Source organism: Desertivirga brevis (assembly GCF_017355835.1).
Genome location: NZ_JAFEWF010000001.1, coordinates 517,682 through 541,468, shown reverse-complemented (window position 1 = coordinate 541,468; position 23,787 = coordinate 517,682). Strand labels below are relative to the sequence as shown.

18 protein-coding genes and 1 riboswitch are annotated in these 23,787 nt (G+C 40.1%); of the genes, 12 read left to right on the top strand and 6 right to left on the bottom strand.

Annotation, left to right across the window (positions count from 1 at the left end):
- Positions 1-219 precede the first annotated feature (219 nt).
- Together J4N25_RS02300 and egtB are read right to left on the bottom strand one after the other, a co-directional pair.
- The gene (locus tag J4N25_RS02300) at positions 220-1,188 is read right to left on the bottom strand and encodes an L-histidine N(alpha)-methyltransferase (protein ID WP_207420524.1); all 969 of its coding nucleotides are present in this window, start codon (positions 1,186-1,188) and stop codon (positions 220-222) included.
- Positions 1,189-1,195: 7 nt separating this feature from the next.
- A complete protein-coding gene (egtB, locus tag J4N25_RS02295) occupies positions 1,196-2,350 on the bottom strand; it encodes an ergothioneine biosynthesis protein EgtB (RefSeq protein WP_207420523.1) in 1,155 nt (384 codons plus the stop codon).
- Positions 2,351-2,456: 106 nt separating this feature from the next.
- On the opposite strand from egtB, the gene J4N25_RS02290 reads away from it, so the two are divergent.
- Positions 2,457-3,596 (top strand): cystathionine gamma-synthase, encoded by a 1,140-nt coding sequence (locus J4N25_RS02290; RefSeq protein ID WP_207420522.1) that lies wholly within the window; start codon positions 2,457-2,459, stop codon positions 3,594-3,596.
- 9 nt (positions 3,597-3,605) lie between these two features.
- Positions 3,606-4,508, top strand: coding sequence for a TIGR02757 family protein (locus J4N25_RS02285; protein WP_207420521.1), 903 nt, complete (start codon positions 3,606-3,608; stop codon positions 4,506-4,508).
- Here J4N25_RS02285 and mscL read toward each other — a convergent pair.
- Together mscL and ruvB are read right to left on the bottom strand one after the other, a co-directional pair.
- Positions 4,505-4,927 carry a large-conductance mechanosensitive channel protein MscL gene (mscL, locus tag J4N25_RS02280; protein WP_207420520.1) on the bottom strand — a complete coding sequence of 141 codons (423 nt, stop codon included), beginning with the start codon at positions 4,925-4,927 and terminating at the stop codon, positions 4,505-4,507. The two genes, J4N25_RS02285 and mscL, sit on opposite strands and share 4 nt — an antisense overlap.
- A gap of 106 nt (positions 4,928-5,033) precedes the next feature.
- Positions 5,034-6,056, bottom strand: coding sequence for a Holliday junction branch migration DNA helicase RuvB (gene ruvB / locus J4N25_RS02275; RefSeq protein ID WP_207421602.1), 1,023 nt, complete (start codon positions 6,054-6,056; stop codon positions 5,034-5,036).
- A 122-nt stretch (positions 6,057-6,178) separates the two neighbouring features.
- Between ruvB and J4N25_RS02270 the strand changes: the two genes are divergently transcribed.
- On the top strand, positions 6,179-6,358 hold the full coding sequence (locus J4N25_RS02270; protein WP_207420519.1) for a FliH/SctL family protein: 180 nt from the start codon (positions 6,179-6,181) through the stop codon (positions 6,356-6,358).
- 44 nt (positions 6,359-6,402) lie between these two features.
- Here the strand turns inward: J4N25_RS02270 and J4N25_RS02265 are convergent, their stop codons facing one another.
- Entirely contained in the window at positions 6,403-8,139 is a 1,737-nt protein-coding gene (locus tag J4N25_RS02265; RefSeq protein WP_207420518.1) for a phospho-sugar mutase, read from the bottom strand.
- A gap of 349 nt (positions 8,140-8,488) precedes the next feature.
- Positions 8,489-8,812, bottom strand: coding sequence for a hypothetical protein (locus J4N25_RS02260; protein WP_207420517.1), 324 nt, complete (start codon positions 8,810-8,812; stop codon positions 8,489-8,491).
- Positions 8,813-9,140: 328 nt separating this feature from the next.
- Here J4N25_RS02260 and porK point away from each other — a divergent pair, with 328 nt between their 5' ends.
- The 9 genes from porK (at position 9,141) to J4N25_RS02215 (ending at position 23,784) form a co-directional block, all read left to right on the top strand.
- Positions 9,141-10,562, top strand: a complete 1,422-nt coding sequence (porK, locus tag J4N25_RS02255) for a T9SS ring complex lipoprotein PorK/GldK (RefSeq protein WP_207420516.1) — start codon at positions 9,141-9,143, stop codon at positions 10,560-10,562.
- Positions 10,563-10,588: 26 nt separating this feature from the next.
- On the top strand, positions 10,589-11,554 hold the full coding sequence (gene porN / locus J4N25_RS02250; protein ID WP_207420515.1) for a type IX secretion system ring subunit PorN/GldN: 966 nt from the start codon (positions 10,589-10,591) through the stop codon (positions 11,552-11,554).
- A 282-nt stretch (positions 11,555-11,836) separates the two neighbouring features.
- Positions 11,837-12,754, top strand: a complete 918-nt coding sequence (locus J4N25_RS02245) for an alpha/beta hydrolase (RefSeq protein ID WP_207420514.1) — start codon at positions 11,837-11,839, stop codon at positions 12,752-12,754.
- Positions 12,755-12,864: 110 nt separating this feature from the next.
- The gene (locus J4N25_RS02240) at positions 12,865-13,509 is read left to right on the top strand and encodes a hypothetical protein (protein WP_207420513.1); all 645 of its coding nucleotides are present in this window, start codon (positions 12,865-12,867) and stop codon (positions 13,507-13,509) included.
- Positions 13,510-13,635: 126 nt separating this feature from the next.
- Positions 13,636-13,771: riboswitch (cobalamin riboswitch) on the top strand.
- A gap of 97 nt (positions 13,772-13,868) precedes the next feature.
- Positions 13,869-14,837 (top strand): ribonucleoside-diphosphate reductase small subunit, encoded by a 969-nt coding sequence (locus J4N25_RS02235; RefSeq protein ID WP_207420512.1) that lies wholly within the window; start codon positions 13,869-13,871, stop codon positions 14,835-14,837.
- Between the two features lie 50 nt (positions 14,838-14,887).
- Positions 14,888-17,281 (top strand): ribonucleoside-diphosphate reductase subunit alpha, encoded by a 2,394-nt coding sequence (locus J4N25_RS02230; RefSeq protein WP_207420511.1) that lies wholly within the window; start codon positions 14,888-14,890, stop codon positions 17,279-17,281.
- 634 nt (positions 17,282-17,915) lie between these two features.
- Positions 17,916-19,034: a glycoside hydrolase family 43 protein gene (locus tag J4N25_RS02225; protein ID WP_207420510.1), complete on the top strand. Its 1,119-nt coding sequence runs from the start codon at positions 17,916-17,918 to the stop codon at positions 19,032-19,034.
- A gap of 38 nt (positions 19,035-19,072) precedes the next feature.
- The gene (locus J4N25_RS02220) at positions 19,073-21,691 is read left to right on the top strand and encodes a glycoside hydrolase family 3 C-terminal domain-containing protein (protein ID WP_207420509.1); all 2,619 of its coding nucleotides are present in this window, start codon (positions 19,073-19,075) and stop codon (positions 21,689-21,691) included.
- On the top strand, positions 21,691-23,784 hold the full coding sequence (locus tag J4N25_RS02215; protein WP_207420508.1) for an alpha-glucuronidase: 2,094 nt from the start codon (positions 21,691-21,693) through the stop codon (positions 23,782-23,784). The genes J4N25_RS02220 and J4N25_RS02215 overlap by 1 nt, the downstream gene beginning before the upstream one ends.
- Positions 23,785-23,787: the final 3 nt, after the last annotated feature.

The window sequence follows — 23,787 nt, the reverse complement described above, 5'->3', positions numbered from 1 at the left end:
CAGAAATGCTGAAAGAAGCTGGATGTTTTTTCATTGGAAAGTCGAACAGGGGTTTGTCTAGCGTTTTCCCGCAGCAATCCCACAGGAAATCCCTATCACATCCACATCAGATCTGCACCACATCTGGACCAGTACGCACGAGTAACGAAGTTGCCCTTCACCTGCCTGTTTAAAGGGCTTTATCAAGGGTAATCATATAAAAGAAATAGATGTAAGAAGTTATTTTCGCTTCATAATTACATCACTGAACCTCTTTCTTGTGTCAAACAAATGTTTTTCGATTAAAAAACCAGTTTTTTTAGCCATCAGATCTATTTCCCGCAAAGAATACTTTTGAGAAATCTCCATAAAGATACACTCGTTTTCCTCAAACCTTACTACATCAGAACCTATACTTACATCCTGGTCTGCCAAGCTTATCAAATAGCTTTTACATGCACCGCTACAAGGGTCATAGCTTTCATAATGTTCGAATAAATTTGGATTAAAATCTCCTTCCAGTTCCCGATTGATCCTTTTCAGCAGGTTCAGATTAAATTCCTTGGTAACCCCCTGAGAATCGTTATACGCATTAAAAATAGACCAAGGGTTTTTTTTAAGGTCAAAGCCAATCATCAATAGGTCGGAAGGGGAAAGTAAATTATACAGTTTCAATAGAAAATCCTCTGCTTCTCCTGGAAACATGTTTCCAATATTTGCTCCCAAAAATAACACTAGCTTGGGGCGGGTTGAAATCTCTACCACCTCTTGGAGAGCCTTCAGATATTCACCCTGAATAGCTTGGATTTCTATTGTAGGTATTGTTTCTGGAAGAGTTCTGTTGATCAAATCAAGGACGTCGCCGGAAATATCAATAGGGTAGTAGGTATAGTTTATATTATTATCAGAGAGACACTTAAATAGTTGAGAGGACTTGAGCGCATCTCCAGATCCCAGCTCAATAAGGTCAAATCCTTGCTCGAAATTGCTCACCAACTGCATCATTTCATCACATCGCGTTTTGAATATTTCCATTTCCGCGTCTGTCAAATAATATTCGGGCAAAGACATTATTTGCTGAAAAAGTTTATCGCCATACCCATCATAAAAATATTTTGGCAGAAGGAACTTTGGAGACGATTTTAATCCCCTTAAAACGTCTTCTTTAAACTGCTTTTGCTGTTCTTCTTGTTCTGTAAAAGTTACCATTTTGCTATTATTCGGCTAGTCGTATTCCTGTAAACTGCCATTTAAGATCGGGGTGAAAAAAGTTACGGTAGGTTTTTCTGCTATGATTCTTAGGTGTTGCTACCGAGGCTCCTCTCAGTACCATCTGATTTACCATAAACTTGCCATTATATTCGCCGATTGCACCATCGGCTTTCTTGTACCCAGGGTAGGGTAGATATGCGCTTTCTGTCCATTCCCATCGTTCTCCCCATTGCAATTGATCCGCGGCCACTTCCCATTCAAATTCCGTTGGAAGCCGTTTTCCCCGCCACTCTGCAAATGCATGGGCTTCGTAAAAATTGATATGGCAAAGAGTCTCTTCTAAATCCAAAGGTTTCAAGCCTGTCAGGGTATAATTAAACCATTCGCCATCTATTTTATGCCAATAAAGAGGAGCAGGGTTATACTGGTTTTTTGCCCATTCCCAGCCCTCCGAATGCCAGAATTTAAAATTTGAATACCCTCCTGCATTTATAAACTCCAAATACTCGCCATTTGAAATAAGCCCTCGGGATATGGAAAAATCCTTAAGGAAAACAAAGTGATTATTTAGCTCATTGTCAAAACAAAATTCTTTACCCTTGTAACCGATTTCGTACAACCCTTCTGATATAGTTAATACTCCGGCTTGATCGCCTTTAGGTTCTGGTTTTTTTAAAGGAATTTGTGCTTCATAAGGAGGAAATAGGGGATTATGACCAAGAATATATTTAATATCAGTAAGAAGTAATTCCTGGTGTTGCTGTTCGTGATTCAATCCAATAAGTAGCAGATCGCAGATTTCACCGGCAAGGTCTGCGTCTTTGAAAATTTCTTCCATTGCTAAGTCGACATACTGCCGGTATTGATAAACCTCCTGTACTGTAGGCCTGCTTAAATTTCCCCGGTTGGTCCTGATAACCCTTGCTCCAACGCTTTCATAATAGCTGTTGAAAACGTAATTGAAGTTTTCGTTGAAAACTTGGTAGCCATCAAGATGATCTTTAAGAATAAATGTTTCGAAGAACCAGGTAGTATGTCCAAGGTGCCACTTTGGAGGACTTACATCTACAATGGGTTGAACAACATAGTCTTCTGTTTGAAGGGGGCGACAAAGGTCTTCTGTATATTTTCTTATGTCCCGGTAGCTACTTGAAAGCATGATAGTAAAATTGTAGTGTAAAGGCTCCGAAAGCCAAAATTGTTTGCATTGGGAAATTTGTTAACACCCATCCTACTTATAAATAGACAATTCCTAAATTTACCTTATGAAGTTTGCAACAAAAGTGATCCATGCAGGGCAGGAACCTGATCCTACAACAGGGGCAGTAATGACGCCTATTTACCAGACCTCTACCTATTGGCAGAAGAGCCCTGGAGAGCACAAGGGTTTCGAATATTCTAGGGGTACTAATCCTACCCGGCAAGCATTAGAAGGCTGTCTTGCTACTTTGGAGAATGCTAATTTTGCGCTCGCTTTTTCCAGTGGTATGGCTGCGACAGATGCTGTTATGAAGTTGTTGAAGCCTGGTGATGAGATAATAGCAAGTAATGATCTCTATGGCGGTTCTTATCGAATGTTTACCCGCATCTTTGCCAATTATGGGATCATATTCCATTTTATAGATCTATCTTCTCCCGATAATATTATTCCTTATATCAACGCTAAAACCCGTTTGATCTGGCTGGAAACGCCCACCAATCCAACAATGCAGATAGTTGATATTTCGGGCATTGCAAGGATTGCAAACGCTAAAAATATCCTCCTAACTGTCGATAACACTTTTGCATCTCCCTTTCTTCAAAATCCAATAGATATGGGAGCTGATATTGTTCTGCATTCTGCAACGAAATACTTAGGGGGACACTCTGACGTGGTAATGGGCGCCCTCATGTTGAACGACAAGGATCTGTATGAAAAGCTTTGGTTTATTTATAATGCCTGCGGTGCTACTCCTGGTCCCATGGACAGTTTTTTAGTTTTAAGGGGAATAAAAACACTTCATCTTCGGATGAAGGCGCATTGTGAAAATGGACGACGCGTAGCAGAGTTCCTCAAGTCGAATCCGAAGGTGGCTAAAGTTTACTGGCCCGGCTTTGAAGATCATCCTAATTATAAAATTGCGAAACGCCAAATGAGAGATTTTGGAGGAATGATCTCTTTTACACTTAAAGATGCCGCACTTACAGAAACATTTGCAATTGCCTCAAAATTTAAGGTATTTACACTTGCAGAATCATTAGGAGGGGTAGAATCACTTGTAAATCATCCAGTAACCATGACCCATGCCTCGATACCAAAGGAGGCCAGAGAAGCTGTAGGAGTAGTGGACAACCTTTTGCGCCTTAGCGTAGGAGTGGAAGATATTGAGGATCTTTTAGAAGATTTGGAACAAGCGCTGCGTTAAGATTAGAAAATGGCTGATCTTAATTTTCAAAACAACAGGGAAGGACTGAAAGGTTTCCTGGATGCAAAAGCTGAGCAGTATAATTGTCTGGATTTTATCCCTAATGATCCTATTGTGATTCCTCATCAGTTTACACTTAAGCAGGACATTGAGATCATGGGATTTCTCGCCTCCATACTTGCATGGGGACAAAGGAAAACAATTATTAATAAATGCAGGGACTTGATTAATAGGATGGACGGGCAACCTTTCGAGTTTATAAAAAATCACCAGGAGGATGATTTGAAAGCTCTTTTGGGATTTAAGCACCGCACTTTCAATGATACCGACCTCCTCTATTTCGTTCATTTTTTTAAACACCACTACACCAGATATAATTCCTTGGAAGATGCATTCTTACCTGCTGTTACAGGTAGAGGAACGAGCAATCCTTTTCGAGAGGAGTTTCTGGATGATAATCAAGGAGCAGAGGTTGAATTAAACTCCCCCGCGTGTTATCTGCCCGGTATAAAAAGAAACGGGGAGGAAATTGAGGCTGCACTGAATCACTTTAGAAAGTATTTTTTTAGCTTACCTGATTCCCCTGGTAGGACAGTGAAACATGTTAGTGCTCCATCTCAAAAATCGACCTGCAAGCGGCTGAACATGTTCCTGAGATGGATGGTGAGACAGGATAAAAAAGGCGTCGATTTTGGGATATGGAAGCGAATGAAGCCATCTAATTTGATATGCCCCTGTGATCTTCATGTAGAAAGGGTTGCCAGGAAACTAGGGTTAATTTCGAGAAAACAAGTCGATTGGAGTACCGCTGTTGAACTAACACAACATCTTAGAGACCTTGATCCAACCGACCCTGTTAAGTATGATTTCGCCTTATTTGGTCTGGGAATAGAAGAGAAGTTTGGCTTTTAAGCTTTGTTCTTCAGGCTGTCCCGTATCTCGGTTAGTAAAATTTGATCTTTAGTAAGAACGTCCGGGGCTGGCGAAACTGGCTGCTCTTGTTCTTTTTTTCTAATCGTGTTCATTAGTTTTACTACGGAAAATACAGCTAGTGCGATAATTAGGAAGTCGATAACATCCTGAATAAATTGTCCATATTTCAGAATTACCGCTGGCACTTCTTTCCCATTCTCTGTTGTGGCAGCTCTAAGTGGAATGGAAAGGTCGGAAAAATCTACACCTCCAATAAGTACACCAAGCGGCGGCATAATAATATTGTCGACCAAGGAGCTTACTACTTTACCAAAGGCAGCCCCAATGATTAGACCAATTGCGATGTCTACCAGATTACCTTTAATCGCAAATTCTTTGAATTCTTTAATAATTCCCATAATAAAAAGTATCTAAATACGCCCAACAAGATATATTTAGCAAAGTTTCGTCAGGGTTGAAGAATTTATAGATTAAAACTTTGCACTTTTAGTATCCCTGATAATATCAGAACAAAGTCTGCGCACCTCCAGGTTTTAATCTCCCTAGATGCTTGTAAGCCGTATCTGTTACCTCCCGGCCTCGTGAGGTTCTCATCATAAAGCCTTCCTGGATAAGAAAAGGCTCGTAAACTTCTTCAATCGTACCCTCATCTTCTCCAACCGCTGTTGCTATAGTCTTTAAACCGACAGGCCCACCTTTAAATTTGTCGATGATAGTTGTTAGGATCTTGTTGTCCATTTCATCAAGACCGTGACTGTCAACATTCAATGCGTTCAAGGCATATTTTGCTATGTCGGTATCTATTGTTCCATTTCCTTTTATTTGAGCAAAATCCCGTGTACGCCTAAGCAGGGCATTGGCAATACGTGGTGTTCCGCGGCTCCTACGGGCTATCTCAAATGCTCCTTCGTCTGAAATGGGTGTATTAAGTATGGATGCAGAACGTAATACAATAGTAGTAAGAAGTTTAGCATCGTAATACTCAAGCCTTGCATTAATTCCAAAACGAGCCCTTAATGGAGCTGTAAGCAAGCCAGAGCGAGTGGTTGCGCCAACCAGTGTAAAAGGATTTAAGGAGATTTGAACGGAGCGAGCGTTCGGCCCGCTTTCTAACATGATATCTATTTTAAAGTCTTCCATGGCAGAGTACAAATACTCTTCTACCAAAGGACTCAATCGATGGATTTCATCTATAAAGAGAATATCTCCTGCTTCCAAGTTTGTGAGCAGGCCTGCTAAATCCCCCGGTTTATCTAGTACAGGGCCCGATGTGATCTTGATACCCACGCCCATTTCATTCGCAATTATATGGGAGAGGGTAGTTTTGCCTAAGCCCGGAGGGCCATGGAGTAAAACATGATCAAGAGCTTCGCCACGGAGCTTAGCGGCCTGAACAAATATTCTTAAGTTTTCAAGGATTTTATATTGACCAGTAAAGTCTTCAAATGCTTGAGGGCGAAGAACTTTTTCTATATCACGTTCTGTAGAAGACAGTCTTTCAGCACTCGGGTCAAGATTCTCATTCAGCATTGCGCTAAAATAGAGATTTTTTAAGGAATTGTCAGGAGTGAAGGTTATTGAATGAATGAATGAATGAAGGAATGAATGAATGAAGGAAGGAATGAATGAATTAATTAATGAATGAATGAATGAAGGAAGGAAGGAAGGAAGGAATGAAGGAAGGAAGGAAGGAAGGAAGGAAGGAAGGAAGGAAGGAAGGAAGGAAGGAAGGAAGGAAGGAAGGAAGGAAGGAAGGAAGGAAGGAAGGAAGGAAGGAAGGAAGGAAGGAAGGAAGGAAGGTCCGTTACTTGTTGAATTACCTCAATTAATAACGGACCTTTCAGCTTTGGTCTCACGACCTAAACAAACATTATTAAACTTCCAGATCGCTCATTATAGCATTAACTTTTTGCTCTAGTTCCTGATCTGCTGTTTTGTAGGCACTTACATTTGGCAAAGATCCCTTTACACTGCAGTAGAACTTGATTTTGGGCTCTGTACCTGACGGACGCGCAGAAATAATGCTTCCATCCTCGGTAACAAATTGAAGTACATCCGACTTTGGAAGGTCAATTTCTGAAACTGCTCCTGAGGCGATATCGGTCTCTTTTCTTAGTTCGTAATCTTTAAGTTTTGCGACTTTAGATCCACCTAAGCTTGCTGGAGGGTTACTTCTGAAACGCTCCATCATTGCTTTAATCTCCTCAGCACCTGATTTACCTTTTTTAGTTACAGAAACCAGCTTCTCTTTATAGAATCCGTATTTCTCATACATTTCTAATAAAGCTTCAAATAAGCTACTTCCTTTGTCTTTGTAGAAGGCAGTCATCTCTGCGATAAAAGCAGCCGAAACAACAGCGTCTTTATCCCTTACAAATTCACCTATCAGATAACCGTAACTTTCTTCTCCTCCTCCAATAAAAGTCTTTTTACCTTCAAACTTGGTCATCAACTCCCCAATATACTTAAATCCGGTTAGCGTGTTGTAGCATTCAACATTCTTTGAAGCTGCAATAGCATCTATTATGTAAGAAGTTACTATCGTTTTCACGATATACTCATTACCGGTTAGTTTACCTTTTTCCTCCCAAGCTGTTAATAGGTAGTTAATTAATAAACTTCCAGTTTGATTGCCATTCAGCAAAATAAACTCACCTTCATTATTTTTAACGGCAATTCCAACACGGTCAGCATCAGGATCTGTTGCTAAAATAAGGTCAGCATCAATTTCTTTTCCTTTTTGAAGAGCTAAAGTAAGCGCTTCTTTTTCTTCCGGATTAGGATAAACTACGGTAGGGAAATTGCCATCAGGTTTAATTTGCTCTTCTACTAAAGTAACATTTGTAAATCCAAATCTCTCCAACGCTTTAGGCACAAGTGTGATTCCTGTACCATGAATAGGGGAAAAGACAATTTTAAGGTCCTTTTGACGCTGGATTGCATCAGGAGAAACCGAAAGCTGGGTTATACAATTTAAATATTTCTCATCTATCTCTTCGCCCAGGTATTCAATATTAGCCTCAACAGCTGTAAACTTTACATCGTCTACTGAAGTTATCTTAGCAACTTCTTCCATAACTTTTTTGTCATCAGGAGAAACAAATTGTCCTCCATCAGCGCCGTATGCTTTATAACCGTTATATTCTTTAGGATTATGAGAAGCCGTTAGCATTACCCCGCTTTTACAACCTAGTTGGCGCACTGCAAAAGATAATTCAGGAGTAGGACGAAGTTCACTAAAAAAGTAAACGTGAATATCATTTGCAGAAAAAACTTCTGCTGTAATTTTAGCAAAGTAGTCAGAATTATTACGGCTATCATGAGCTATAGCCACCTTAATTTTTTCTCCCGGGTAGGTATTCTTAAGAAAATTTGCCAATCCCTGAGTTGCAGCGCCTATAGTATATTTATTAATGCGGTTAGATCCCGGGCCCATTATTCCTCTTAAACCGCCAGTCCCGAACTCAAGATCTTTGTAAAATGAATCAGTTAATTCTGTAAATGATTGCTCATCTACCAGCTTTTGAATTTGTTGTTTGGTTTCAGGATCGTAGTTTCCCTGAAGCCACGTGTTAACGCGTTCTAAAACAGAAGGTTCTAATTGTTGCATGGGCGAATTAAATTATTTTTAGAGTTAATTATTGCAAGTATAATAAAGTAAAAAGAAATAATGGAAATTTTAAATTCAGCCAAAGAACAAAAAGAATAGGAAATTGTTAGAGAAAAATATTTTTTATTACCGACTTGGAAGAAAAAATAGGAAGGAATTGAAAAATTTGTATTTTTGTAGCACCTTAGAAACGGGACTTTATTATGTTATTTACCTTTATTCAGAAAAATCCTCGACTTTTTAACTTAATAATTTTAAGTATAAGCGCACTTCTTTATATGGCTATAGTACAAGTGTTAGTATTTCATTAGTCTGAATTTTCACAAACTCTGTATTTGCAAAAGCTAACTTATACAGCTTTTGCAATTTCAGTAACGTTAAACTCATTCCAATTTAAAACAAGCCAATCGGCTATTTCCAACTGTTTTTCCACAGTCTTAGGCAACTTCTGTTTTATTAGATATTCGATCTTCCAGCAGTCTTCCACCGTAAAATCGCACCAAAGCATTTGTAGTGAATTTATAAATAGAACCATTTCATAACGATTGCTTCGGTCAAGTTTTTCATTATTCGGCATACTCTTGAATACAGGTTCTCTAAAAGAAAAATTGTAGGAAGAACTGTAATCGAACTTTAAATCCCGTAATTGAAAAGGAGTAGCCTGTGTTAACATCCTGGAAATATTAAAATAATATTAGTTCTCTCTCCTCGCAATTTTTAAGCCACATTATTTTATCTTCTTCAAAATGTTCTAATCAAATAATTTCTCTTATTCCTGACCAAAATTGAATACATCTCATTGTACCTTTAAATTGTCTATTGGTAATCCTATCCGGGCCAGTATTGTAAATTTTTGAATTTTAGGCCTTTCCCCTTAATAAGCCTTTAAAATTTAGTCTTCGATTTTTTAAATCTTCAAACTAAAACCCCTATTATTTTGAAAATGGCACCATTCTTGAAAGTATCATGACATTCTATCTTATTTACCTAACAGTATATCTATGAGATCTATTTATAGCTTTACCCACACCTGGAAAAAAAATTGTTTAAGAAAATCATTTGCAGCCGGAGCTTCTCTGGCTATAGTCGCAGCGTTAAGTTCCTGCGCAGCTCAAAACAGTAATGAAGCACCTACAGTGTACGGATTTAAAGGAAGAGGAATAATTCCACCTCCGGGAATGGTTTATGTCCCTTCAGGTACCATCATGTACAAAAGTTCTACAGAAGATGATGGATTAACTAAAAGAGTAAGTTTAAGTCCATTTTTTGTGGATGCAACAGAAGTTACGAATCGTCAATACAGGGAGTTCGTAAATTGGGTCGCTGATTCTATCATCATTACTGATTATTTGAAAGAGGAAAGTTACTTCAAGAAGAATCAGAAGAACAAGGGAGAATATGTAGCCCGACAAATAGATTGGAGCAAAGTTAATCATGATAAGTTCGCTTTATGGCAGAGCGCTGATCCGGAGATTTCGTCAAAAATAGTGGGAACAATAGTATTGGAGCAGAATGGAAAACGTTTACTTAATGGAGAGCTTGTAAAATATGCGTTCACCTATCAGAAAAGTGGAGGTAGTAATGCTAATGAATTCATCACTGAAAATATACCAGTGATACCTAAAACGAATGTGTGGAGTGCAGATTTCCCTAACTCGCAAATGGGATTCATGTCTGCAAATTATTATGATCATAAATCTTATGATAATTATCCCGTTGTAGGAGTTACCTGGAAGCAGGCAAGGTCGTTTGCCGATTGGAGAGGTAAATCAGCGGCCAATTCTTTGAACAAAAATGCTTATTTAAAAGCGTATCAGCTAACGTTCAATCTTCCTACAGAGGCACAATGGCAATATGCATCTTCTGGTCTTCGTAATCCTGAGGAAGGAGCAGGATCCCAGGCTTTAGCAACAACTAACAGCAAAAAAGGAAAAGATGGAAAAGAAAAGCTTTTTGTGAACTTTAAGCAGGATGAAGGCAACTACACGATGGATGGTTCAACGTTTACTCTTCCTGTAAAATCATACAGTCCTAATGCTTTCGGATTATTTAATACCTCTGGAAATGTAGCGGAATGGACGCTTGATGCCTTTAGCCCATCTGCTGTTGAATTTGTTCACGACTTGAATCCGGTATTGCTTTATGACGCTTCAGATAATGATGCTGACGTAATGAAACGTAAAGTGGTAAGAGGCGGATCTTGGAAAGATAACGGTGAGTTGCTTAATAAAGATACTCGCAGTTATGAAATGCAGGACGTTGCCCACTCTTACATCGGTTTCAGATGCGTAATGCCAGCACCTGAATTGCTAAGCGACCAGGTTCGTACCCGTAAAGCAACTCTTGTAAAGCAATCTGATGGAAGGGCCACTCGTAATACCCGCTCAGAAGCACCTATGAGTACACAAAAAGCAGAAAAATAAACACACACACATCTTTAAAATTTACCATGAAAAATTTATTAGTAGCTATTTTGCTAACGGCAAGTGGACTGGAAGTAGTCGCTCAGGCGCAGGTTAAAGGCGATCTAACTGCGTCTGCTATTTCAACAAAACAAGATTCAGCTTTAATCCAGCCAGCACTAGCAACAGGTTCAGCCATGTCAAGCGGTACAGTTGCAATAGCAAAAAAGGATTCCACAGCACCAGTAGATGGTTTCTATAACTATACTATTCTAGGTAATGCAACGCCCTTTAACTACCCTTATATAAATCCTGTAAATGTTCGTTTTTACAAAAGATTATGGAGGGATATTGACGTAGCAGAACCTAAAAATCAAGTTCTTGCAATCCCTGGTAATACCTTGATTGAAACTATATTAGATGGAGTAAAGAAAGGGCAAATTACGGCTTACGATCCAGTTGACGATTCGTTCAAGTTTCGTTTAACGCCTCAACAAGCAATGGCTAAACTTGTTGACAGTGTTTTGGTTCCTGTTTTCGATGACAAAGGCAATCAGATCGATGCCAAAATGCAGCTGAATGAATTCAACCCTGAGAAGATTACAAAATTCAGGATTAAGGAGGATATCTTTTTTGATAAGCAAAGAGCAAAAGTGGAAACACGTATAATTGGAATTGCACCGCTAGTTAAGCTTTCAACAGGAGATACTACAATAGCGGCCGAAACGCCTGTCTTCTGGTTACACTTTCCAGAGTGTAGAAATGTATTCGTTAAAAAAGACGTCTCCAATCCTGAAAAAAGGATGTTCGATATGAGTATGGACGACATCTTCCTTCAAAGGAGATTTACGAGCAAGATCATCCGCGAATCCAACACTACCGGGCAGCGAATTGTCGACTATACTAAAGATCTAACAGAACAAGAGAAGGAAGCCCTAAGAATAGAATCTGGTATTGAGGAATACAAGAAGAAGGTTTGGGGATACAATAATACCACCAACGCAAAACAGTAATAAGCGTTACATTAATAAGTCGAAAGACCGGACGAACAGTCCGGTTTTTTTATTTTAAGCCATTATCAATTTCATAATTTTATTCATTTATCAGCTTCATATAACCGAAATACTTCCTATTTATCGATCACCAGAAAACAAACTTAGGGAATAAGAAAGTTTCATCAACCTATACTTTTGCCTCCAACATTCTTTTTATATCTTATTCTCGATTTCTCGTTGAAATCACTATTTTTAAACTTCACACTTTTGTGTAGCCCGCTAACCAAAGTATACCTGGTAATGAAGTACCTGCTTAAGTCAATATTTGTCCTCTCGATGCTAAATCCAACTATCAGCGCATTTAGTCAAGCACCGATTCCATTGTATCGTGATATTCCAAACAGTAAACCAATACCTTCTGATTATGTTGAAAATGCGGGTGCAAACGGTTGGATAACAAAAGTTTCGAAACCTACAATTACACCTTTTTTTCCAGAGCCAGGTAAAGCCAACGGTGCTGCTGTTATCGTTATTCCGGGAGGAGCCTACTCTGGAATAGCAAATAATCACGAAGGAATTGACGTAGCTAAAAAATTTGTCGAATCGGGAGTTACTGCTTTTTTGCTTAAGTACAGATTGCCGGATGACCGGATAATGAAAGACCGGGCCATCGGGCCGATCCAGGATGCACAAAGAGCAATACAAATAATACGGGAACGTGCGTCTGAGTGGCAATTAGACACAGGAAGAATTGGAGTGATCGGTTTTTCAGCAGGAGGACATCTTGCCTCTACTTTAGGTACTCACTATGATCATTCCTATATCGACAACAAGAAGCAGGTAAACTTGAGGCCTGATTTTATGATCCTTATATATCCCGTTATTAATATGGGGGAGTATACACATATGGGTTCAAAGACAAATTTGATAGGGAAGGACGCCGACGTTAAACAGGTGGAACGGTTTTCAAATGAGAAGCAAGTACGGAATACAACACCTCCTGTCTTTCTAATACATGCTCAAGATGATGCAGCTGTTCCTGTTCAGAATAGTTTATCGTTCTACGAGCATACTCTCAAAAATAAAGTTAAGGCTGAGATGTACCTGTATCAACAGGGAGGCCATGGTTTCGGGATGTATAATAAAGCTGAGAAAGAGCAATGGTTTGAACGTTTATTGAACTGGCTGGAGCTTAATAAGTTTTTGATACCTAAATAACTAACTGAAGGGATAAGCACTTAGGTAAAGTCTTAGAAATGTAAATTCTCCTTTGTCAACTTCTTATATTTAACTATTTTCAACAACCCTTTGCGGAAAACACCGTAAAAGTGAATTCAACACCGGAAGAAACCTCTTTGATGGAATATATGAAATACGTGGGAAAAGCATTTCTCTTGTTGGTTATGCTTGTGGCAAACCAGGCTTGTAATAATAAAGAACAGGTAATTCCCGAGAGTGAACTGCTAAATCTTCAGGCGTTGATGATGGAAAAAATTCGAGCTGCCGTATTAACTGCCGATCCCGATAGTGATTTTGCTACTATTATGCAATTGTCTAATGAGATCTCGATCACAATTGCAAATAAAGAATTACAATCAGGCCGGAGTGCCCGGATGCAAGCAGTGGCTCGGGAGGTAATTTCTGGTCTCAAAGCAGAGAACGAAGAAATTGAAAAGCTTCTAAAAACTCACCAGGGAACACTGGCTATTCCTGAATTCAGGGAAAAAATTCTACTTAATATCGAGCGTGCCGAAAAAAGTGTGCAACTGCAAACTGGGAAAGGAAATATAGATAAAGACTTTGCAACCATAATGATATTGCAAAATCAGGGGGCAATTGAGAACGTCCATTTGCAAACTGTCTATGGCACTCATCTTCCCCTTAAAACCTATGGAAGAGCTGTTACAGAAAAGAGGGACTTGCAAAACCGGTACCTTCAGAGTTGGTTGCTCGGAATCGAAAACCCAGATTAAAATTCTCCCATTTATTTTTTTTAACTGCTATTAGGATTAATTCAAATTGAGCGATTGTTGAGAAAAGGCAATCTGTTAAGAATTAAGTTTCTTTTAGGGCTAGCTTAAGCATATCTTTACGGCCAATTAATTCAATAACTATTTAGGTTCATCTGTAGTTGACAGATGATTAAAAGGGAACCGTGTTCTATTCACGGGCTGACGTGCAACTGTGATCCGCATTAGCGGTAAGCCAGATACCTGCCGGGTAGTTCTTGTCAAAACTTTCACGAATAAGGTTTTGACGAAAGTCTCCCTACCCAGTGCCATGGGTTAGCTGCCTTTTGTCAATTCCTGTTTGTATCAAGAACAAAAAAATTATGCAACAGGAAGAAGTATTATTAAAAGAAAACAAAGATCGATTTGTAATCCTCCCGATCAATTATCCCCGAATCTGGGAGATGTACAAGAAACACGAAGCAAGCTTTTGGACCGCGGAAGAAATAGATCTTAGCGGGGACTTAAAGGATTGGGAACTCCTGAATCCGGGAGAAAGACATTTTATTTCTCACGTACTTGCCTTTTTTGCAGCAAGTGATGGGATTGTTAATGAAAACCTTGCGGTGAATTTCATGAGTGAAGTACAGGTTCCGGAAGCCCGCTGCTTTTATGGTTTTCAAATAATGATGGAAAACATACATTCCGAAACCTATGCTCTTTTAATTGATACTTATATCAAGGACCCTCGCGAAAAGGACCATTTATTCCATGCTGTGGATACGGTTCCAGCTGTAAAAAAGAAAGCCGAATGGGCATTACGATGGATTGAGAACGGCAGTTTTGCCGAGAGGTTGGTAGCTTTTGCTGCAGTGGAAGGTATTTTTTTCAGTGGAAGTTTCTGTTCTATATTCTGGTTAAAGAAAAGGGGACTGATGCCAGGGCTTACCTTTAGTAATGAGTTGATCAGTCGTGATGAGGGTTTGCATTGCGAGTTTGCTTGTTTGCTTTACGGTATGCTGAATAAAAAACTTTCTCAGGAACAAGTTCATGCAATTATTAATGAGGCAGTTTTGATTGAGAAGGAATTTATCACTGAAGCTCTTCCGGTTGACCTTATTGGAATGAATGCCAAACTAATGAAGCAATACATCGAGTTTGTTGCAGATCGTTGGCTGAATGAACTAGGCTATGAAAAGATCTTTAACTCTCAGAATCCCTTTGATTTTATGGAGATGATCTCCCTGCAGGGGAAAACGAACTTTTTTGAGAAGCGAGTTGGTGATTATCAAAAAGCGGGAGTTTTATCGGGTAATGATACCCAAAGCTTTTCACTAGACGAGGATTTCTAATATTCAGCAACTTCTCATTCATTCATTCATTCACCTTAAAACAAAAAATAATGTTAGTAATAAAACGAAACGGCAGGAAAGAAAGCGTAAAGTTTGATAAAATAACAGCCCGTATTCAAAAATTATCCTACAGTTTAAGTCCCCTGGTAGATCCTATTGATGTTGCTAAGAAAGTAATAGAAGGGATCTTTGACGGTGTCACTACTACAGAACTGGACAACCTCGCTGCTGAAACAGCTGCCTCACTTACTACTAAACACCCTGATTATGCACTTTTGGCTAGCAGAATAGCAGTAAGCAATCTTCATAAGAATACTGCTAAGTCCTTTACTGATACCATGGTTAAGCTATATAATTATACTGATGCTTTATCCGGTAGAAGAATGCCTTTGATTGCAGACGATGTTATAGAGATCATTAAACGAAATGCAGAACTTCTGGACAGCTCCATTATATATGACCGCGATTTTGGATTCGATTACTTTGGGTTCAAAACCCTGGAGAAGTCTTATCTGCTGCGAATAGACGGAGTGGTGGCCGAACGACCGCAGCACATGTATATGCGGGTAGCGATAGGGATCCATAAAGAGGATATTGAAAGTGCATTAAAAACCTATCACCTGATGAGCGAGCGTTGGTTTACTCATGCAACGCCTACCTTATTTAATGCAGGTACGCCAAAGCCTCAGATGTCTTCTTGTTTTCTTCTTTCTATGAAGGATGACAGTATTGATGGGATATATGATACTCTTAAACAAACAGCCAAAATTTCTCAAAGCGCTGGTGGGATTGGCTTAGCAATTCATAACGTACGTGCAACAGGAACCTATATTGGCGGAACAAACGGTACTAGTAACGGTATAATTCCAATGCTAAGAGTTTTTAATGACACTGCCCGTTATGTTGACCAGGGGGGAGGTAAACGTAAAGGTGCTTTTGCCATTTACCTGGAACCTTGGCATGCTGATGTATTTGAGTTTCTCGACTTGCGTAAGAACCACGGTAAGGAGGAACTAAGGGCGCGTGATCTTTTCTATGCCTTATGGATACCAGACTTATTTATGAAAAGGGTAGAGGCAAATGAAGACTGGAGTCTGTTTTGTCCACACGAGGCTCCCGGCTTGCACGAATGCTTTGGGCAGAAATTTGAAGATCTATATCAACAGTATGAAAATGAGGGCCGCGCGAGAAAAACGATTAAAGCACAAGAGCTATGGTTTGCCATACTGCAAGCTCAAATTGAAACAGGTACCCCTTATCTGCTTTATAAAGATGCTGCTAACAGTAAAAGTAATCAACAGAACCTTGGGACAATAAAAAGCAGTAACCTTTGTACCGAGATCATGGAGTATACTAGCCCAGAGGAAGTTGCTGTTTGTAACCTGGCTTCTATTGCCCTGCCTCGTTTTGTGGTTAACGGTAAGTTCGATTTCGACAAGTTATATGAGATAACTTATCATGCAACTAAAAATCTTAACCGTATTATCGACCACAATTATTACCCGGTTGAGGAGGCCCGAACTTCTAATATGCGACATAGGCCAATAGGACTTGGGGTGCAGGGTTTAGCAGATACCTTTATACTTTTACGTCTTCCTTTTGAGAGCGAATTAGCACGAGCATTAAATAGGGATATTTTTGAAACTATTTACTTTGCTGCAATGACTGCAAGTAAAGACCTGGCAAAAGATAATGGGCCTTACGAAACATTCAGCGGTTCTCCGCTTTCCAAAGGTATGTTCCAGTTCGATCTATGGGGAGTAGAAGCTTCAGATCGTTATGATTGGGAGGCATTACGCCAAGAAGTAAAAAAACATGGTGTAAGAAATTCCCTGCTGGTTGCTCCAATGCCTACTGCTTCCACATCTCAGGTACTAGGTAATAACGAGTGCTTTGAACCCTATACCTCTAATATTTACACTCGCCGGGTGTTGAGTGGGGAGTTTATCATTGTTAACAAGCATTTACTAAAAGACCTTGTGCGACTGGGTCTTTGGAACAATACAATGAAGAACACTATTATAGCAGCAAATGGATCAATCCAGCATATCCAGGAGATTCCTTCAGAAATTAAGGAGTTATATAAGACGGTATGGGAAATAAAACAGCGCAGTCTTATTGACATGGCTGCAGACAGAGGTGCCTTCATCTGCCAATCTCAATCTTTAAATCTTTTTGTAGATCAACCATCTGCAGCAAAATTAACCTCAATGCACTTTTACGCCTGGAAAAAAGGTTTAAAAACAGGAATGTATTACCTCAGAACGCAAGCTGCTAGTCAGGCCGTGCAATTTACGGTAGAAAAGCAGGGAGGAAAAAATATGGACCCGGTTATTCCGCCGATTACTGAAGTACAGAAAAGTGAGGTTAGTGGTATTGAGGAGATAACTGAAGCAGGCGCTAGTTGCAGCATGGAAGAAGGTTGTATTTCGTGCGGCTCGTGATTGCGATTTAAAAGACATTAATAATAAAATAAAAGATCTGGCCTAAATCTTAAAAAAGAACTGCCCCTACTGAGGGGCAGTTAAAATAAACCATTTTTTATAACCAATAAAATTTGAGGAGGGACTTGATAAGGAATCAACATCTCTGTTGATCTTTTTTTGATATTTCAAATATCCCTTTCCTAAAGTATTTGCAATGGCAGAATTGTGCCAATAAATGTCAATTATGTTTAAACTGGCGTCTGCTTGTTATTAGCAATTATTAAATTTTTCCTTCCCAAAAAGCAGTTTCCAGGCAATTTAATACCTATTAGTTTCCTATCAATTTATAGGATTGGTATGAATAATGAGTAAATTGAAGGTCTTATGGATTAATTTAAACATTCGAATAAGAAGTTTTAACAATTGTACCATATCATCCGCTCTCCCCATCTTAATTTTACTTCCAGATTAACCGTTAAAACTGACCTCTGGACTCAGGTGATCGGATCTCTCGAAAAGCAGCAGTGCCTGCTTTAATTATCCATTCATTTGGATATAAGACAAAAGATTAACTGGATCTATAATCTTCCTGTTTTACATAGGATGAGTTGAACATTTTGCCACTATAAAACTTAATTAGAAGAAGGACTATATGAAATTAGAAACCCTTGTGTTATCCGCTGTTATTTTATTTGCTTCCTCATGTGCCCAACAAAAGAAAGGCGTGCAAAGCAACGATACTGTAAGCCAGGAAGGGGCAGCCGAAACCAATTCTTTCAGCAACTCAATATCCAAACCACTGGTTAACCAACGCTATAGCGCTGATCCCTCTGCGCATGTTTTTGAGGGGAAGATCTATGTATATCCTTCTCATGATTACGATGCTGGTATTCCTGAAAATGATAATGGGGATCATTTTGCCATGAAGGATTTCTACATCTACTCAATGGATAGTGTTGGAGGTAAGGTTACAGACCACGGAGTTGCCCTTAAAGTGAGTGACATCCCTTGGGCTAGTAAGCAGCTTTGGGCTCCCGACGCCGCATACAAAAATGGAAAGTATTATCTGTACTTCCCTGTAAGGGATAAAGAAGGTGTATTCAGGATAGGAGTAGGGGTAAGCGATAAACCTCAAGGCCCTTTCAAGGCACAACCAGCGCCTATGAAAAATGCTTTTAGCATTGATCCTGCTGTTTTCACTGATAACGATGGCCAAAGCTATATGTATTTTGGTGGTATCTGGGGTGGACAACTTCAAAAATGGGCGACAGGCAAATTTGATCCGAATGGTTCAGCTACAGATCTGAATCAGGACGATAAACCTGCCCTAACGGCTAAAGTTGCAAAACTTAACGGGGATATGCTCGAATTTTCAGAAAACCCAAGGGATGTTGTAATCATTGATGAAAACGGAAAGCCAATTTTAGGAGGAGATCACAACCGCCGTTTCTTTGAAGCATCGTGGATGCATAAATATAATGGCAAATACTATTTCTCATATTCTACGGGAGATACACATTTACTTTGCTATGCAACGGGAGATAATCCGTACGGTCCTTTCACCTATCAGGGTGTAATTATGAAACCAGTTATTGGTTGGACCACTCATCATTCTATTCTTGAATTTAAAGGCAAATGGTACCTATTTTATCATGACACAGAATTATCAAAAGGTAAAACCCATCTTAGAAATGTGAAAGTTACTGAATTGAAGTACACACCGGATGGAAAAATAGAAACTATCGAGCCTTACACTACTGCAGCTAAATAATTTATAGCTTTAAACTTCTGAATTTGATCTATTTATTTATGAGGATATTTCGTCTGCTATTTGTTCCGATATTCATTTTCACTTCCGCCTTGGCGCAAAAGAAATATCCGTTTAACGATTATAACTTATCTTTCGAAAAACGCGTGGATGACCTGGTTTCACGGCTAACACTGGAGGAAAAGGTGTCTCAGATGCTTAATTCATCTCCGGCAATTCCTCGATTGGGGATACCAGCGTATGATTGGTGGAATGAAACATTGCATGGAGTGGCCAGAACACCGTTTAAGGTGACTGTTTACCCTCAGGCTATTGGAATGGCTGCCACTTTTAATTCGAATTCGCTTTTCAAGATGGCCGGGTACAGTGCGTTGGAAGGAAGGGCAATTTACAACAAGGCAGTTGAGACAGGTCGTACAAATGAACGCTACCTGGGATTGACCTACTGGACTCCAAACATCAATATTTTCAGGGATCCAAGATGGGGCCGGGGACAGGAGACGTATGGTGAGGATCCTTTTTTAACTGCTTCTCTGGGCGATGCCTTTGTTCGGGGCCTTCAAGGTAACGACTCTAAATACCTTTTGGCCGCAGCCTGTGCAAAGCATTACGCCGTTCATAGTGGCCCGGAACCGCTTAGGCACGTGTTCAATGTTGATGTTAGTGCCTATGACCTTTGGGATACTTACTTGCCTGCGTTTCGCAAGCTGGTAGTGGATTCGAAAGTAGCGGGAGTAATGTGTGCCTACAACGCTTTCAGAACCCAACCCTGCTGTGCTAGTGATCTGTTAATGACTGATATTTTAAGGAAACAATGGAAGTTCGACGGTTATGTTACTTCAGATTGCTGGGCAATAGACGATTTCTTTAAAAATCATAAAACCCATCCCGATGCCGCATCCGCTTCTGCTGATGCTGTTTTTCATGGAACTGATATCGACTGTGGAACAGATGCTTATAAAGCGTTAGTTCAAGCAGTAAAACAAGGTAAGATCACCGAAAAACAGATCGATATTTCTGTAAAGCGTTTATACATGATTCGTTTCAGACTAGGAATGTTTGATCCGGTATCCATTGTAAAATATGCCCAAACACCAGCATCTGTTTTGGAGCGTGCCGAGCACAAAGAACATGCTTTGAATATGGCACGTCAATCTATTGTTCTACTTCGTAACCAAGATCAAACGCTTCCACTTAAGAAGGACCTTAAGAAGATAGTGGTTCTGGGCCCTAACGCCGACAATTCAATATCTATTTTAGGTAATTACAATGGTATTCCATCTCAATTGTCTACTGTACTTCAGGGAATTAAAGAGAAAGTAGGGCAAAAAACGGAAGTGGTTTATGAAAAAGCTGTTAACTTCACAAATGATACCTTGCTCGTATATGAAGACCTGAGTTCGCAATATTCTAATGAAGGATCTCAGGGATTTAAAGCGGAATATTTTAACAACAAGGAGCTTAGTGGCAACCCTTTGTTTGTGAAAAAAGAGGCTCAGGTGAATCACTTCTGGCAAGAGGGCGAAATGATCTCCAACGGCCTTCGTGCCAATAATTTCTCGGCCCGTTATACCAGCAATTTCAAGGCCTCCGCTACAGGATCGCTTATGTTTGAAGTTGAAGCAGATGATGGATATCGTTTTCTGGTTAATGGGAAAGAAGTAATTAATGCATGGACACGCAATCGCTGGGGAGCAAGGACCTACAAGCTGGATACAAAGAAAGATTCGGTGTACCGTCTTGTACTTGAATACTGGCAGGGAGATGGAAAAGGAAACGTAAAACTTAGCACCGGTAATTACCAAAGGACCGATTTTGCTGCACTCGTGAACAAGTTTAAAGATGCAGATGCTTTTGTATTTGCAGGTGGAATTTCACCGCAGCTTGAAGGAGAGGAAATGAAGGTTAATTATCCGGGTTTTGATGGTGGGGACAGAACCTCTATTATGCTTCCGGCAGTTCAGACTGATTTAATGAAAGCACTAAAATCGACAGGAAAACCCGTTGTTTTTGTTATGATGACCGGTAGTGCAATTGCTACTCCATGGGAATCTGATAACGTACCGGCCATTCTTAATGCATGGTATGGAGGGCAGGCAGCAGGTACGGCAATTGCCGACGTGATTTTTGGTGATTATAATCCAGCAGGCAGGCTTCCTGTCACTTTTTACCGAAGTGATGCAGATCTGGCTTCTTTTACTGACTATGACATGACTAACCGTACCTACCGGTATTTTACCGGGAAACCATTATACGGTTTTGGCTATGGCCTTAGTTATACCACCTTCCGTTATGACCACTTGGTAATGCCGAAATCTGTTGCAAAAGGAAAAAACGTTGTTCTTTCAGTGCGAGTTACAAATACAGGTAAAATAGCAGGTGATGAGGTTGCTCAGTTATATTTAGTAAATCAGGATCCCAAAGTAAAAACATCTTTGAAATCTTTAAAGGGCTTCCAACGTGTCCATTTACGACCGGGAGAGAGCAAATTAGTTCGTTTCACTTTAACGCCGCAAGATCTGTCTTACATCGATGGTTCTAAAGATGGAGCCAGCGTTCAATTTAAAGGAAAAGTGTCCCTAAGCATTGGAGGCTGTCAACCTGATGAAGCTAATACAAGAACTAGTAATAATATATTTGGTAATTTGCTTATTCAATAATGTTAAAAATAAAACCCCTGCTAGCTAAAGCTGCAATCTGTTTTTCCATTTTCCTTACTTCGGGTAATATTGCCTTTGCTGATAACGGCCAAGAGCTATGGCTTCGAAAGGTCCAAAGCAACTCCGTTGAGGTAATTTGTAAGAAAAAATCACCAATTCTTTCCAATGCAATCGAAGAGTTGCAACGTGGATGGCAGGGAAAGAAAGGAGCGAAAATCACTCTTACAATTTCTGAAGATAAATCTATAAAAGGAGATGGTTTTAAACTTGGCAAGGACGGTATTTATGCCAACACTGAACGAGGTATTCTTTATGGAGTTTTTGAACTTCTTCGCCGTCAGACACTTCATCAGCCTGTCGGTAATATCGTTTCTAATCCGTCTTATGACAGGAGGGTTTTGAACCATTGGGATAACCTTAACGGTTCTATTGAGCGAGGATATGCAGGGAGATCAATCTTCTGGAGAGGAGAGAAAGACCTCGTTGTAACGCCGAAGGACCTGGAATTGTGGAGTCAGTACGCTCGTGCTAATGCGTCTATTGGCATAAACGGAAGCGTTCTTAATAATGTTAACTCATCCCCGCGGATGCTTGCTTCGGAGAATTTAAAACGCGTAAAAGCCATTGCCGACGCCTTGCGGCCATTCGGCGTTCGAACCTATCTTTCCGTTAATTTTTCGTCTCCTGCTATTTTGGGTGGGCTAAAAACTTCCGACCCATTAAATCCTGAAGTGGTAAAGTGGTGGAAAAACAAAGCCGGTGAAATCTACAAGCTCGTACCCGACTTCGGTGGGTTTCTTGTAAAGGCAAATAGCGAGGGCCAACCCGGACCGCAAGATTTTGGTCGTACCCATGCCGAGGGAGCAAACATGTTAGCCGATGTGCTTCAGCCTCATCAAGGTATAGTAATGTGGCGGGCTTTTGTTTATAGCTCAACAGATAAGGATCGGGCGCGACAAGCGTACAATGAATTTAAACCTTTGGATGGTCAATTCAGGGACAATGTTATTATACAAGTAAAAAATGGTCCTATAGATTTTCAACCGAGAGAACCATTTAGCGCCTTATTTGGTGCAATGGAGAAAACTTCTGTAATGCCAGAGTTTCAGGTTACCCAAGAATATCTCGGTCATTCTAACCATCTGGTTTTCCTATCCACTATGTGGGAGGAATGTTTGAAAAGTGATACTTACCAAAAAGGTAAAGGAAGTACGGTAGCACGTTGTACAGACGGTAGTATCTTTAACCAGAAGCATACAGCTATAGCTGGTGTATCAAATGTCGGGCTGGATTCAAATTGGACTGGCCATCATTTTGCCCAGGCTAATTGGTATGCCTTTGGTCGTTTGGCCTGGGATAATAGCTTGGAAAGCGAAAAGGTTGCCAATGAATGGCTGCGTCTTACATTTCAACCTCTTATCAGAGACAATAACTGGGAAGATAAGTTTGTGGATCCAATAAAGAAGATGATGCTCGAAAGCAGGGAAGCAGCCGTAAATTATTCTATGCCCCTTGGATTACATCACATTTTTTCTGCAAATCACCATTATGGACCTGGTCCCTGGTGGGCTCCTGCAAACGTCAGGGTAGACTGGACTCCCCCTTACTACCACCAGGCAAGTAGTAGCGGCATTGGGTTTAACAGGACCAAAAGTGGAAGTGATGCTGTATCCCAATATGCTGAACCTTTAGCATCTCAATTAAATGACATAAAGACTTGTCCAGAAATATATCTGCTTTGGTTTCACCATGTGTCTTGGGACTACAAGATGAAGAACGGCAGGACGCTATGGGATGAATTATGCTATCATTATGACCGCGGAGTGCAACAGGTTCGTGATTTTCAAAAAACCTGGGACAAAGTGGAGGCATTCGTTGATCCTGAAAGATTTCATCACGTTCAAAGCCGGTTAAAGGTTCAGGCTCGTGATGCAGAGGTCTGGAAGGATGGCTGTTTGTTATATTTCCAGCAGTTTAGTAAACGCCCGGTTCCCTACGAGCTCGAACGCCCTGTTTACGAATTGAAGTTCCTACAAACGGTTAATCCAATGCAACTTACAGGTAAGCCTTCCAGTGAAGAATGGATGAAATAAGTT

What these genes read in the sequence shown, in the direction of transcription:
- J4N25_RS02300 (WP_207420524.1), bottom strand. Translation starts at nt 1,188, where the DNA reads ATGGTAACTTTTACAGAACAAGAAGAACAGCAAAAGCAGTTTAAAGAA.
- egtB (WP_207420523.1), bottom strand. Translation starts at nt 2,350, where the DNA reads ATGCTTTCAAGTAGCTACCGGGACATAAGAAAATATACAGAAGACCTT.
- J4N25_RS02290 (WP_207420522.1), top strand. Translation starts at nt 2,457, where the DNA reads ATGAAGTTTGCAACAAAAGTGATCCATGCAGGGCAGGAACCTGATCCT.
- J4N25_RS02285 (WP_207420521.1), top strand. Translation starts at nt 3,606, where the DNA reads ATGGCTGATCTTAATTTTCAAAACAACAGGGAAGGACTGAAAGGTTTC.
- mscL (WP_207420520.1), bottom strand. Translation starts at nt 4,927, where the DNA reads ATGGGAATTATTAAAGAATTCAAAGAATTTGCGATTAAAGGTAATCTG.
- J4N25_RS02270 (WP_207420519.1), top strand. Translation starts at nt 6,179, where the DNA reads ATGAAGGAAGGAAGGAAGGAAGGAATGAAGGAAGGAAGGAAGGAAGGA.
- J4N25_RS02265 (WP_207420518.1), bottom strand. Translation starts at nt 8,139, where the DNA reads ATGCAACAATTAGAACCTTCTGTTTTAGAACGCGTTAACACGTGGCTT.
- J4N25_RS02260 (WP_207420517.1), bottom strand. Translation starts at nt 8,812, where the DNA reads ATGTTAACACAGGCTACTCCTTTTCAATTACGGGATTTAAAGTTCGAT.
- porK (WP_207420516.1), top strand. Translation starts at nt 9,141, where the DNA reads ATGAGATCTATTTATAGCTTTACCCACACCTGGAAAAAAAATTGTTTA.
- porN (WP_207420515.1), top strand. Translation starts at nt 10,589, where the DNA reads ATGAAAAATTTATTAGTAGCTATTTTGCTAACGGCAAGTGGACTGGAA.
- J4N25_RS02245 (WP_207420514.1), top strand. Translation starts at nt 11,837, where the DNA reads ATGAAGTACCTGCTTAAGTCAATATTTGTCCTCTCGATGCTAAATCCA.
- J4N25_RS02235 (WP_207420512.1), top strand. Translation starts at nt 13,869, where the DNA reads ATGCAACAGGAAGAAGTATTATTAAAAGAAAACAAAGATCGATTTGTA.
- J4N25_RS02230 (WP_207420511.1), top strand. Translation starts at nt 14,888, where the DNA reads ATGTTAGTAATAAAACGAAACGGCAGGAAAGAAAGCGTAAAGTTTGAT.
- J4N25_RS02225 (WP_207420510.1), top strand. Translation starts at nt 17,916, where the DNA reads ATGAAATTAGAAACCCTTGTGTTATCCGCTGTTATTTTATTTGCTTCC.
- J4N25_RS02220 (WP_207420509.1), top strand. Translation starts at nt 19,073, where the DNA reads ATGAGGATATTTCGTCTGCTATTTGTTCCGATATTCATTTTCACTTCC.
- J4N25_RS02215 (WP_207420508.1), top strand. Translation starts at nt 21,691, where the DNA reads ATGTTAAAAATAAAACCCCTGCTAGCTAAAGCTGCAATCTGTTTTTCC.